Source organism: Paenibacillus sp. tmac-D7, from assembly GCF_006519665.1.
Lineage (GTDB): Bacteria > Bacillota > Bacilli > Paenibacillales > NBRC-103111 > Paenibacillus_G > Paenibacillus_G validus.
This window is the reverse complement of record NZ_VIDW01000075.1, coordinates 1-12,323: the sequence shown is the minus strand read 5'-3', so window position 1 is coordinate 12,323 and position 12,323 is coordinate 1. Positions and strand designations below refer to the sequence as shown.

Sequence of the window (12,323 nt, the reverse complement as noted above, 5' to 3'; positions counted from 1 at the left end):
GGAAGATCCATGGGTATTTTCAAATTCATGACACCCGAAATTATTTTCGGTACGAATGCTCTGAGTCAAATCGGGGAAAGCCTGCTTCGATTGGGAGCGAAAAAGGTTTTTGTTGTCTCCGATAAAGGCGTTCTGAATTCCGGTTGGGTGGAACTTGCCGTCCGCTATTTGAAAGAATGTAAACTGGACTACTGCTTATGGACGGAACTTACCCCCAACCCCAAGGACTATGAAGTGGAAAAAGGCGTTCGAACCTATATGGAAAGCGGTTGTAATTCGGTTGTCGGGATCGGAGGAGGAAGTGCAATTGATGCCGCAAAATCAGTTGCCTTACTTGCAACCAATAGCGGGACGATCCAACAATATGAAGGTGTCGATCTCGTAACCAGGCCGCTTCCGCCAATGGTCATGGTGCCGACGACTGCAGGGTCGGGATCGGAAGTTTCCCAGTTCTCCATTATCCGCAATTCCAAACACAAGGTGAAAATGACCATTATTTCCAAATCGTTAATTCCCGATATTGCGATCATTGACCCGCAGACCTTGATGACGAAAGATGCGCGTTTAACGGCGCATACGGGTATGGACGTTTTATCACATGCCATTGAATCTTATATTTCTCTAGCGGCTACCCCAATGACTGAAGGGTATTCCTTGCAAGCGATTCGCTTAATTGCCAATTACCTTCGGCCTTCCGTGGCAAGCCAACACAATCGTGAAGCGAAAGAAGCTATGGCGATGGCAAGCCTTCAGGCAGGTATCGCTTTCTCCAACTCGATTTTGGGAGCGGTTCATGCCATGTCACATCAACTAGGCGGTTTGCTGGATCTGCCGCATGGGGAGGTAAATTCTATTTTGCTGCCTTATGTATTGGAGTATAATTTGATCTCTTGTCCCGAGAAATTTAAAAACATTTCCGAGGCTTTCGGTGAGAACGTGGACGGTCTCAGCCTGACTGCAGCCGCCAGAAAGGCGATTGGAGCCGTTAAAGAATTGGCCGGCGATCTCGGCATCTCTGATTCTTTGTCCAGTTTGAACCTGAAAGAGGAACAGATTGATTTTATGAGCCATAATGCGGTTCATGATGCCTGCATGACTACGAACCCGCGGGATATGAAGGCGGCGGATGTGAAAATGTTGTTCCGCCTTGCTCTGGGGAGTGACTTCTGATGTCGGGCAAACAAGAGTTGATTGACAAGTTAACAGGAATTAAATCTTCACGAAAAAGTTACTACAGTGAATTAAACGCTATCGTCGAAGAAATGAAGAAAAAGAACAAGCAGCTGGAAGTCATTAACCGGTTAACGCAGATCCATGTGGACAAATCCTGGGAGGAAGTCAGCAGCTATCTGGCAGCCCAATTATCACAAATTCTTTCTTTCGACCGGTTTGTCTTGACACTTATCGACCATTCCGATCTGTTGTTTTATATTTCGGAGCCGGAAGCGGCGAACTGGTCTTGCCGTTTTGTCAAAAGGCGAATGGTGACGAAGACGGCCATGTCGATTGAAGAATTTAAAAAGCTGCTTAAAAAGGAAATACCGGATCATTACGGCACATCCGTTTGTTTGCAATATCAAGCCGGAAACATCTATGGATTTCTTACTCTTTTGAATCAGGAGAAAGTAGAGTACCCCCAAGAGGAGGTTGAGCTTTATAGGCGTATGGGAGAACATGTGCGAATCTCCATTGAAAACATCCACTTGTTTAAAGATGTGAGCGAGAAAGTCAACATGGAAGCGCAGCTGATCCAGTCTGCAAAGATGGCTGCTTTGGGAGAGATGGCTGCGGGGATCGCCCATGAATTGAACAGTCCGCTAACCGCCATTCTTGGAAATGTCCAGCTTCTGATGCGCGACATGAAAGACGGGAATCCGGGCAAAATGCTGGAGGATATTTATCAGTGCGGCCTGCGCAGCAAAAAAATAATACAAAATTTATTGACATTCTCTAGACAAGAAGAATATCAATTAGAAACCATGCACCTTTCCAGTTTGATAGAAGACGTATTAGGGCTGGTGGGGTATCAACTGGCAGTTTCCGGTATTTCGATACGGAAAGAAATAGATCCGACACTTCCTCCTGTCAGAGGGAGCCGCAATCAAATCGAACAGGTGTTGATTAACCTCTTTCTTAATGCGAGAGACGCCGTTCAAGGAAAAAGCAACCCGGAAGTGATCATTGGAACTTGCCTCGCCGGTTCAGAGGACCGGCCATTCGTTTCCATCTATGTGCTCGACAACGGAGTTGGCATTGAAGAAGACTATGTATCTCAAATATTCAATCCTTTTTTTACAACAAAGGAAAGCATGAAGGGTACCGGTCTGGGACTTTCTGTGAGCCTAGGCATTGCCGAGTCCCATGGAGGAAAGCTTCTGGTAGACAGCAGGGTGGGCGAATACACCCGGTTTTCCCTTCTGCTGCCGATCCAGGAAAATGAAGGAGGGGAAGAATATGAGAAGGGTGCTAGTAGTCGATGATGAAATCGAAGTGACCTCTTTTTTTCGATATTTTTTGGAAGATAAAAGCTGTGACGTGGCGATTGCGAATTCAGGGAGGGAGGTAGATGAACTGCTTCACCGGCATCCATCTCCGTTTCACCTGGCTCTTGTGGATCTGAAGCTGCCTGATGCCAATGGATTGGAGTTGTTGGCCAAAATTAAAACCAAGTACCCGGACTGCGAAGTCATGATCATGACCGGTTACAGCACCGTCAAATCAGCTGTACTGGCCATACAGGCGGGGGCGAAAGACTATTTGGAAAAGCCGTTTGATGACCTGGAGAGTCTTGAAAACATCATCAATTCGGTATTACTGAACCCCGTCGGCAATACGGAAAAACTGAACATGGAAGCTGCGCAATACGGAATTATTTATACGAATTCAAGTCCACTGCAGAAAGTCATTGCCGTAGCGGAAAAGTTGGCCAAGAAAGCCATCAACATTTTGATCGAGGGAGAGACGGGAACCGGCAAGGAATTGATGGCCCGATTCATTCACGGCTCCAGTCTGAGGGCCCCATATCCGTTTGTCGGTATCAATTGCGGGGCGGTGCCGGAAAGCCTGATGGAGAGTGAATTGTTCGGTCATGAAAAAGGGGCATTTTCCGGAGCGATCAAGACCAGGAAGGGATATTTCGAGCTTGCTAACAACGGAACTCTCTTCATGGATGAGATCGGAGAGGCACCGACTTCCATTCAGGTAAAATTGTTGCGTGTGTTAGAGACAGGAGAGTTCATGAGGGTAGGCAGTGAAGAGATCCAAAAGAGCAATGTACGGTTCATCTCAGCCACAAATCGAAATTTGGAAACCGAGGTCGAAAACAAACAATTTCGCGCTGACCTCTTATACCGGTTGGAGGGAGTGAAATTGTCCATTCCTCCTTTGCGGGAAAGACCCGGGGATATTCCGTTGATTGCGCAGTCCTATCTTGACAAAAAATATGGTGGCGAGTGCCGGCTTGATTCGGATGCAGCGGAGATTTTAAAAATGTACGATTGGCCCGGGAACGTGAGACAACTCCTCAATGTGCTCAATCAGACGCATGCCATTCACGAATGCAAGTGTTTAAAGGCTGACCATCTTCCGCCATATTTGCTGCAAAGAGCGGAGCATCCCGTCAACCAAATGCCGATTGATCGGCAAATCGAAGATTTTATTGAACGGGAAGCCGAGCAATTTGTGCAAAGTCTGGTAAATGGCTTAAGCCAAGTCGAGCAGATCCATTTAAAAAAAATAATGGACAGAATCAGAAAGATGGAAAGGGAAATCGGGAGAAAAGTGATTGAAAGAAGGTTGTCCGAGACAAATAGAGACAGGCAATTGTTGAGTAAGAAATTAAATATCTCAATAAGGACACTCCGATATATTTTAAATGAGAAGTAACGAGAGCCGGTGCTGCGATTGTTCTATTTTGAACAAGATGAAACACCTGATCTGTTTCATAATGTATGCAAAGCGATACAAGCGCTTACAAAAAAGCTTGCGCAGCCGTTAATTTTCGATTGGCACGACTTTTGCTCTATTTTTGATTGCCAAAAAAATAATTGGGCATAAGGAGGCTGGACAAATGATTTATGCACAACCGGGGCAAACTGGCTCCAAAGTTACTTTTAAAAAGCGCTACGACAATTTTATCGGAGGAAAATGGGTAGCGCCTGTCAATGGGCAATATTTTGAGAACATCACGCCGGTAAAAGGTCAGCCTTTTTGTGAAGTGGCCCGTTCGACTTCGGAAGATATCGAATTGGCCCTGGATGCGGCCCATGCCGTCAAAGAGGCTTGGGGACGTACATCGGCAGCCCAGCGCGCCTTGATTCTTCACCAAATCGCCGATCGCATGGAAGCCAATTTGGAGCTGCTTGCCGTAGCCGAAACCTGGGATAACGGAAAGCCGGTCCGGGAAACGTTGGCCGCCGACATTCCTCTGGCGATCGATCATTTCCGTTATTTTGCGGGCTGCATTCGTGCCCAGGAAGGAACGCTCGGCGAAGTGGACGGCGATACGGTTGCCTATCATTTCCATGAACCGTTAGGCGTCGTCGGGCAAATCATCCCCTGGAATTTCCCGCTGTTGATGGCTACTTGGAAGATTGCGCCGGCGCTCGCTGCGGGCAACTGCATCGTGCTGAAGCCAGCGGAGCAAACGCCTGCTTCCATCATGGTTTTGGCGGAGCTGATCGGCGATTTGCTGCCTCCAGGAGTGTTGAATATCGTCAACGGCTTCGGGCTGGAAGCAGGTAAGCCTCTTGCTTCAAGCAACCGTATCGCCAAGATCGCTTTTACAGGAGAAACGACGACAGGCCGCTTGATTATGCAATACGCGTCACAGAACATTATTCCGGTTACGCTGGAATTGGGCGGCAAGTCTCCCAACCTCTTTTTTGACGACGTTTACGCCAAAGATGACGCGTTCTTGAATAAGGCCATCGAAGGGTTTGTGCTGTTCGCTCTGAACCAAGGCGAGGTTTGCACCTGCCCGTCCCGCGCCCTTATTCAAGAATCGATTTACGAACCCTTCATGGAACGGGCATTAAAGCGCGTGGCCGCGATCAAGCAAGGCAATCCGCTCGATACGGAAACGATGATCGGAGCTCAAGCATCTTCGGAGCAGGTGGAGAAAATTTTGTCCTATATCAGCATTGGAAAGCAGGAAGGAGCGGAATGTCTGATCGGCGGAAACAAAGCGGAGCTGAAAGGCGACTTGGAAGGCGGGTATTATATTGAGCCGACCGTATTCAAAGGGCACAATAAAATGCGGATCTTCCAGGAAGAAATTTTTGGGCCCGTCGTTTCTGTGACGACCTTTAAAGATCAGGAGGAAGCTTTATCCATCGCCAATGACACCCTGTATGGGTTGGGAGCAGGGGTATGGACCCGCGATATGAATACAGCTTACCGTTTCGGAAGAGGCATTCAGGCCGGGCGCGTATGGACCAACTGCTACCACGCTTATCCGGCGCACGCCGCATTCGGGGGCTACAAAGTTTCGGGGATTGGCCGCGAAACGCATAAGATGATGCTTTCCCATTACCAGCAGACGAAAAACCTGCTTGTCAGCTACAGCCCGGACGCTCTAGGATTCTTCTAAGAAGGCCGGCGCCATGGAAGAAGTCCGAAAAGTTCTGGCCACTGACGCCGCCCTGGAGCTGATCGAGTTTTTGAAAGCCAAGTACGGCCCTGTCATGTTTCATCAATCGGGAGGGTGCTGCGATGGCAGCTCTCCGATGTGCTATCGAGATGGCGAATTTCTGATCGGCGATTATGACGTGTTATTGGGGGAAATCGGCGGAGCCAGCTTTTATATGAGCCAGGCTCAATATGAGTACTGGAAGTATACCCAACTGTTCATTGATGTCGTTCCCGGCAGGGGAGGCATGTTCTCGCTGGAGGGACCGGAAGGACGCCGGTTCTTGACACGCTCTCGCGTTTTCACAGATGAAGAGTTGAAGGCGCTTCAATTATAAGCACCCCTGTCAAGTAGACAGATATGAATGGAAACTGAACGATTAGGCGGCTGTAGTCAGGAAATCGCTTGGGCTGCAGCCGTTTATTGGTGCGAATTCGAGCTAGATCACTCAACCGATTCTATCGAAGGTAGTGTTTAAAATGAAAAGAATCAACAAAGTATCGGTTATCGGACTCGGGGCAATCGGAGCTGCTTATGCAAGTAAACTGCACGATTTGAACCCGAACTGCGTTCAGGTTATTGCTGATGAAGAACGGATTCGGCGTTACAAATCGGACGGACTATGGATCAACGGCAGACGCTGCGATTTCAATTATTTGACGCCGGAAGTGGAAGCCGGGCCGGCGGACCTTGTATTGGTGGCGGTCAAATACCAGGGGCTTCAACAGGCTATAGCCGATATTAAACATCATGTCGGACCGGAAACCGTGATTATGTCGCTGATGAACGGAATTTCTAGCGAAGAAATCATTGCCCATACCTATGGAAGCGAGAATCTGCTTTACGCGATGTGTGTCGCGATCGATGCAGGAAGAGAAGGAACGGACATCTCCTTTTCGAGTATAGGCAGAATTTGTTTCGGAGAGAAGAGGAATCCGTCTCATTCGCCAAAAGTACGGTCAGTCAAACAATTATTTGAACAAGCCGGAATTCCTTATGAAATTCCGGAAAATATGGAGCACGCGATGTGGTGGAAATTCATGATCAATGTCGGGATTAATCAGACATCGGCTGTGCTCAAAGCGCCGTACCGAGTGTTTCAAGAGATACGAGAGGCCCATGATTTAATGGTAACGGCGATGCAGGAAGTCATTGAATTATCGAAGAAAGCAGGTGTACATTTAAACGAAGGGGATTTGGCTGCGTTTGATCTCATCTTAAGACAGTCGCTTTCGCCTGAAGGCAAAACGTCGATGCTTCAAGATATCGAAGCAGGTCGGAAGACCGAAGTGGAATATTTCGCAGGAACGGTATGTCAGCTGGGGCGCCGGTATGGCGTGCCTACTCCTGTCAACGAAATGCTGTTTAGAATGATTCGTGTGCTTGAGCAAGTCAACGGCAGGGGGTAATTTGATGTTCCGGACGAATAGAAGCCTTTTCATCCTTTTGATGAAAGGCTTCTATTTTTATCTCACTCCGTCGATAGAGACTAACAAAGATTGTCTAAAAAAACATAATTTTCAGACTATTGGTGTCGTTGTTGATTTAACCAGCAGTCCGTTACTATAAACATGTATGAAAGACTAATATTCATGGGAGGTTGATAAAGAAATGATGAATGGCAAAGAGTATTTGGAAAGTTTGAATGATGGTCGCGTCGTTTACCTGAACGGTAAGAAGATTGAAGATGTAACCACTCATCCTGCATACCAGAATTCCGCAAGATCGATTAAACGCATGTATGATTCGCTGCACGATCCGGAAAAAGCCTCCATTTTGACGACAAAAACCGAAGAGGGATACGTAACCCAGAAGTTTTTTAAAGCGCCTACGAGTGCCCAGGAACTGTTAGAATCCAGAAATGCGGTTGCTGAATGGTCAAGACTAAGCTTCGGATTTATGGGTCGGACGCCTGACTACAAAGCTTCATTTACTGCACACCTGGGCGCGTTTTCTGATTTTTATAAAGGTTTCGAAGGAAATGCGCAGAGATGGTACGACAAGACGGTAAGAGAAAATACGTTTTGTAACCACACGCTTGTCAATCCGCAAGTTGACCGTTCCAAACCGCTGCATGAGAATAAAGATGTCTTCGTACGTGCTGTCGATGAGCGTGATGACGGAATTATTGTAAGCGGTGCCAAATTGGTGGGAACAGCCGCAGCGCTCACTCACTATAACTTCGTATCCAATTATGGAGCTACTGATCTTGGGGATGGCGATCAAAGCAACGCATTAATCTTCTTTGTTCCGATGAATGCACCGGGGCTAAAAATGATCAGCCGCCAGTCTTATGAATTGGCAGCGGCCACAAATGGTACGCCGTTTGATTATCCGCTATCCAGTCGCTTTGATGAGAATGATGCGGTTATCGTGCTTGATAACGTATTTATCCCCTGGGAGGACGTGCTGACGTACAAGAATTTAGAAATAACGAATAACTTCTTCGTACAAACGGGATTCTTCAACCGCTTTTGCCTCCACGGCTGCACGCGTTTTGCCGTAAAACTTGATTTCCTGGCAGGAATGCTGCTGAAGGCAACTGAGATGTCCGGAACCCAACAATTCAGAGGTGTACAAGTCAATATCGGTGAAGTGTTGGCCTGGCGCAATATGTTCTGGGCGCTCTCCACAGCCATGTGTCACGAAGCGGTACCTGGACCTAATGGCATCGTAATGCCGGGTATGGATTCGGGAGCAGCCTATCGCGTGCTGGCGCCAATGGCATGGTTGAAGATAAAGAGCATTTTCGAGCAAGTGATCGCGGGCGGATTGATTCAATTGCCGTCAAGCGCAGAAGACTTCAATAATCCTGAAATCCGCCAGTACCTGGATACTTACTATCGGGGATCGGGAGTAACTGCTGAAGAACGCGTGAAGTTAATGAAGTTGGTTTGGGATGCCATTGGCACAGAGTTTGGCGGCCGACACGAGCTGTACGAAGTAAACTACGCTGGCAATACCGAAAACATTCGTTTAGAGACACTGAAAATAGCCGATGCTACGGGTCAATCAACTAGGTTTAAATCTTTTGTAGACCATGCGATGAGTGATTACGACCTTACCGGCTGGACGAATAACAACTGGATTAATGTAAAGAAAGAAGAGCTGGTACGCTAATGGACGACCGTTTATTTCGCAGCGCAATGGGGAAATTCGCGACAGGCGTTACAGTCATTACCACAGAATTAGAGGGTAAGCCTTATGGCATGACGGCAAACGCGTTTGTATCTGTCTCCTTGAATCCGAAACTAGTGCTCGTCTCCGTAGGGATACATGCACATATGCACAACAGAATCAAGGAATCGAAAAGGTATGCCGTCAACATATTAAGCGAGCACCAGCAAGATCTGTCAGCGCTTTTTGCCGGTCAGAAGAAAGACGGAACAGAAGTTAGATTCGCAACGTTGGATGGGATTCCTGTGTTAGAAGACACGATTGCAACCATGACATGCAACGTTACGGCTGAATACTTAGTGGGTGATCACACTTTGTTTATCGGTGAAGTCACGGATATTCGCCTGCAGGACGGTGAGCCACTGCTGTTTTCACAAGGAAAATACGCTCAGGTGTCAAAATAACCATAAACAGGTAAAAAAGGGTTGCATAGTAATGAAAATAGCATACAATTAATTTAAAACACTCATATGAAATGTGGCGAACCGAGCAAAAACTGTGCATGTGTAGAATTTTCTCTTCGCGTATTGTAAGCGGTTGCATTCAAAAATATGGAGAACGGTATTTATTTTATTAAATAATGGAGGAATGAAAAATGTCCAAAGAACCGAATTTTGATGTTGCACAACTTGCCCATGTTGAAATTTATTCACCAAAGCCAGAGGAAACACTATGGTTTTTTAAAGATCTTCTTGGCATGGAAGAAACAACTAGAGAGGGCCAATCGGTATATCTTCGTGCCTACGAAGACCATTATCACCACACATTGAAGGTAACGGAAGCAAAAGATGCCGGTCTGGGTCATGTCGCCTGGCGCGCGAGTTCAAAGCCAGCTCTGGAGCGTCGTGTGAAAGCGATTGAAGCAAGTGGTTACGGAAATCAGTGGATTGACGGGGATCTTGGTCATGGAGATGCTTATCAGTTTCAGACACCTGACGGTCATAGTATGGAAATTTTATGGGATGTCGAGTACTATAAGGCTCCTGAAGAGAAAAGATCTGCTCTTTTGAGCCGGCCGCAAAAAAGACCATTACACGGTGTGCCTGTCCGTCGTTTAGATCATGTCAACCTGCTTGCCAGCGATGTCACGTCAAACAAGAACTTTCTCATGGATGAACTTGGATTCCGGTTGCGGGAACACATTATGTTAAACGATGGCAATGAAGCTGCCGCTTGGTTGAGTGTGAGTCCATTGGTCCACGAAGTTGCCGTCATGGGTGATCGAATGGGTGGCCGTGGTCGTTTACATCATGTTTGCTATTGGTATGGTTATCCGCAGCATTTGTCCGACATTTCCGATATTTTCACAGAGAATAATATCAAAATTGAGGCTGGCCCTGGCAAACATGGCGTAAGTCAAGCTTACTTCCTTTATGTGGTAGAACCTGGAGGAAATCGCGTAGAGCTATTCGGAGATGCAGGTTATTTAATCTTTGATCCGGAATGGCAACCGATTCAATGGAAAGAGGAACAATTGGAGAAAGGCATTATCTGGTATGGTTCTCCGCTTCCTGCCGAGTTTTTCATGTACGGCACGCCAGTTATCCAACCGGCCAAGGTGTAAAGACGGCTATTGAAACGACACCGTCGCGTCAAGGGATACCCGCTTGAGCCGGTAAGTTGGTTTCCGCAATCAAGTAGGAGTGGAGATTAAGCAGTCTCATCTTCTGTTTATTCTCCACTCATCAAAGAAATATCAGGAGGTGATCGCATGAGTGAACACGGAAAATACATGGAAACCGGGGGCATCATGACGCATTTTCATGAGGATGGGCAGGGAGACCCGCTTCTGTTAATTCACGGATCAGGACCGGGAGTGTCTGCTTGGGCCAATTGGCGTTTGGTGTTTCCCGCTCTATCCAAGCATTTTCGATTATACGCGCCTGATGTTGTAGGTTTTGGATATACCAAACGACCTGAGGGAATCCATTACTCCGTTGATGTATGGGTAGACCATATGATTTCGTTTATCGAAACGAATAAGCTCCATAATCTATCTATGATTGGGAATTCGATGGGTGGCGCATTGGCACTCCATATTGCCTATAGAAGGCCGGACTTGGTAAACAAACTGATTCTGATGGGCAGCGTCGGATTGTCTTTTCCGATTACAGAGGAATTGGATTCGGTCTGGGGGTATTCACCTAGTTTCGAAAACATGAAACGTCTGATGAGTACTTTTTCCTACGACCAAACGATGGTTAAAAACGATAACCTTGTCCAACTGCGCTATCAAGCGAGCATCCAAGAAGGTTTTCAAGAAGCGTTTGCTTCCATGTTTCCCGCACCTCGCCAGCGGCATGTTGATGCGCTTGCCTTAAACGAAGAAGCGTTAAAAAGTATTACCAAACCTACTTTGTTGATTCACGGCAGAGAAGACCGGGTAATCCCTTTTGAGCAAACCAGCTTGAAAATGGAGTTGTTGATGCCCAATGCAGAACTGCATGTGTTTTCAAAGTGTGGACACTGGACGCAGATTGAAAAGACCGAACCGTTCTGTGAGCAGGTCATTCAGTTCTTAAGCCGGTGAATGACAGACTTATCGCAGTCTTGACGGACTTGGCTCTGCCTCGGCCGTCTTTATCAAATAATAAAGGGGCGGTTAGCATGCCATTTATTCAAATCAATATGATAGAAGGACGTACCCCCGAAAAAAAAGAGAAGCTGATTCACGAAGTCTCCCATACTGTAGCTAACGTTTTGGACGCACCGATTGAGACTGTCCGGGTCATGATTAACGAAATGCCCCCGGAACATTGGGGAATTGCCGGAGAGTCTGTGAAAAAGCTTCAATCCAAATAACCGGGAGTGATGGCTGTGGAGTGGACTCTGCTGGGGAATGCATGACCACGCCCCTGGGATGGACCTCATTTCATTTACGGGAGAAACGTCATAGTGTGGATATTAATACCAAAAAAGGTGTGAAGATAGATGACAAATAACAAGCTTTTATTCGATCATCATATTGTATCAGACCATAACGGAACTATTCACATGAATAACGAGAGAATCATTTTATTATCATCATCCGCTTTCGGAACGTTTCGAAAGGACTTGATTGAAAATATTGGAATGGACAGAATGAAGGGATTCCTGATCCGTTATGGCAGGGATCTGGGGGTAAAAGATGCGAAAAATGTTCTCGCTATGAACTTATCCTCGGTTGAAGAATCCATTATCATGGGACCGGACATTCACATGATTAAGGGATTTACCGGCGTTAACACAACTATGTTGAAAGTTGAATATCTCCCGGATAAAACTGTGAAATCCATTCACATGGAAGGTATCTGGTATAACTCGTATGAAGCTGAAGACTGCGTGTCGCGGTTGGGCTCCCCGGGTTGTTACACGTTAGTCGGCTACGCTAGTGGGTATTTGTCTGCTATTTGCAACCACATTGTGATTGTAAAGGAATTAACTTGTGAAGGAATGGGGCATAAGGAATGTAGATGGGTGGGAAAATCCCTTGACCTATGGGACGGGGAAGTGTATGACTTCCTACGCTATTATGAAG

At 46.7% G+C, this 12,323-nt stretch carries 12 protein-coding genes; all 12 read left to right on the top strand.

Annotation, left to right across the window (positions count from 1 at the left end; translation table 11 throughout):
• Positions 1-9 precede the first annotated feature (9 nt).
• Positions 10-1,170, top strand: a complete 1,161-nt coding sequence (locus FKP33_RS25850) for an iron-containing alcohol dehydrogenase (protein ID WP_054797426.1) — start codon at positions 10-12, stop codon at positions 1,168-1,170.
• Positions 1,170-2,480: a sensor histidine kinase gene (locus FKP33_RS25845; protein WP_141336722.1), complete on the top strand. Its 1,311-nt coding sequence runs from the start codon at positions 1,170-1,172 to the stop codon at positions 2,478-2,480. Before FKP33_RS25850 ends, FKP33_RS25845 begins: the two co-directional genes overlap by 1 nt.
• The gene (locus tag FKP33_RS25840; RefSeq protein ID WP_141336721.1) at positions 2,455-3,885 is read left to right on the top strand and encodes a sigma-54-dependent transcriptional regulator; all 1,431 of its coding nucleotides are present in this window, start codon (positions 2,455-2,457) and stop codon (positions 3,883-3,885) included. Before FKP33_RS25845 ends, FKP33_RS25840 begins: the two co-directional genes overlap by 26 nt.
• Positions 3,886-4,069: 184 nt before the next feature.
• Positions 4,070-5,590: an aldehyde dehydrogenase gene (gene adh, locus FKP33_RS25835; protein ID WP_141336720.1), complete on the top strand. Its 1,521-nt coding sequence runs from the start codon at positions 4,070-4,072 to the stop codon at positions 5,588-5,590.
• 13 nt (positions 5,591-5,603) lie between these two features.
• Complete coding sequence (locus FKP33_RS25830) at positions 5,604-5,966, top strand: DUF779 domain-containing protein (RefSeq protein ID WP_127609232.1); 363 nt, start codon at positions 5,604-5,606, stop codon at positions 5,964-5,966.
• 142 nt (positions 5,967-6,108) lie between these two features.
• Positions 6,109-7,038, top strand: a complete 930-nt coding sequence (locus tag FKP33_RS25825; protein ID WP_054797427.1) for a ketopantoate reductase family protein — start codon at positions 6,109-6,111, stop codon at positions 7,036-7,038.
• 202 nt (positions 7,039-7,240) lie between these two features.
• Positions 7,241-8,749 carry a 4-hydroxyphenylacetate 3-hydroxylase family protein gene (locus tag FKP33_RS25820; RefSeq protein WP_127609236.1) on the top strand — a complete coding sequence of 503 codons (1,509 nt, stop codon included), beginning with the start codon at positions 7,241-7,243 and terminating at the stop codon, positions 8,747-8,749.
• Entirely contained in the window at positions 8,749-9,210 is a 462-nt protein-coding gene (locus tag FKP33_RS25815; protein WP_141336719.1) for a flavin reductase family protein, read from the top strand. The genes FKP33_RS25820 and FKP33_RS25815 overlap by 1 nt, the downstream gene beginning before the upstream one ends.
• 191 nt (positions 9,211-9,401) lie before the next feature.
• Complete coding sequence (locus FKP33_RS25810; RefSeq protein ID WP_127609238.1) at positions 9,402-10,370, top strand: catechol 2,3-dioxygenase; 969 nt, start codon at positions 9,402-9,404, stop codon at positions 10,368-10,370.
• 147 nt (positions 10,371-10,517) lie between these two features.
• Entirely contained in the window at positions 10,518-11,336 is an 819-nt protein-coding gene (locus FKP33_RS25805; RefSeq protein WP_141336718.1) for an alpha/beta fold hydrolase, read from the top strand.
• Between the two features lie 77 nt (positions 11,337-11,413).
• Positions 11,414-11,608: a 4-oxalocrotonate tautomerase gene (locus FKP33_RS25800; RefSeq protein WP_141336717.1), complete on the top strand. Its 195-nt coding sequence runs from the start codon at positions 11,414-11,416 to the stop codon at positions 11,606-11,608.
• A gap of 129 nt (positions 11,609-11,737) precedes the next feature.
• Positions 11,738-12,323, top strand: a 586-nt coding sequence (locus FKP33_RS25795; RefSeq protein ID WP_181410285.1) for a XylR N-terminal domain-containing protein, incomplete at its 3' end; no start/stop codon positions are given.

What these genes read in the sequence shown, in the direction of transcription:
- FKP33_RS25850 (WP_054797426.1), top strand. Translation starts at nt 10, where the DNA reads ATGGGTATTTTCAAATTCATGACACCCGAAATTATTTTCGGTACGAAT.
- FKP33_RS25845 (WP_141336722.1), top strand. Translation starts at nt 1,170, where the DNA reads ATGTCGGGCAAACAAGAGTTGATTGACAAGTTAACAGGAATTAAATCT.
- FKP33_RS25840 (WP_141336721.1), top strand. Translation starts at nt 2,455, where the DNA reads ATGAGAAGGGTGCTAGTAGTCGATGATGAAATCGAAGTGACCTCTTTT.
- adh (WP_141336720.1), top strand. Translation starts at nt 4,070, where the DNA reads ATGATTTATGCACAACCGGGGCAAACTGGCTCCAAAGTTACTTTTAAA.
- FKP33_RS25830 (WP_127609232.1), top strand. Translation starts at nt 5,604, where the DNA reads ATGGAAGAAGTCCGAAAAGTTCTGGCCACTGACGCCGCCCTGGAGCTG.
- FKP33_RS25825 (WP_054797427.1), top strand. Translation starts at nt 6,109, where the DNA reads ATGAAAAGAATCAACAAAGTATCGGTTATCGGACTCGGGGCAATCGGA.
- FKP33_RS25820 (WP_127609236.1), top strand. Translation starts at nt 7,241, where the DNA reads ATGATGAATGGCAAAGAGTATTTGGAAAGTTTGAATGATGGTCGCGTC.
- FKP33_RS25815 (WP_141336719.1), top strand. Translation starts at nt 8,749, where the DNA reads ATGGACGACCGTTTATTTCGCAGCGCAATGGGGAAATTCGCGACAGGC.
- FKP33_RS25810 (WP_127609238.1), top strand. Translation starts at nt 9,402, where the DNA reads ATGTCCAAAGAACCGAATTTTGATGTTGCACAACTTGCCCATGTTGAA.
- FKP33_RS25805 (WP_141336718.1), top strand. Translation starts at nt 10,518, where the DNA reads ATGAGTGAACACGGAAAATACATGGAAACCGGGGGCATCATGACGCAT.
- FKP33_RS25800 (WP_141336717.1), top strand. Translation starts at nt 11,414, where the DNA reads ATGCCATTTATTCAAATCAATATGATAGAAGGACGTACCCCCGAAAAA.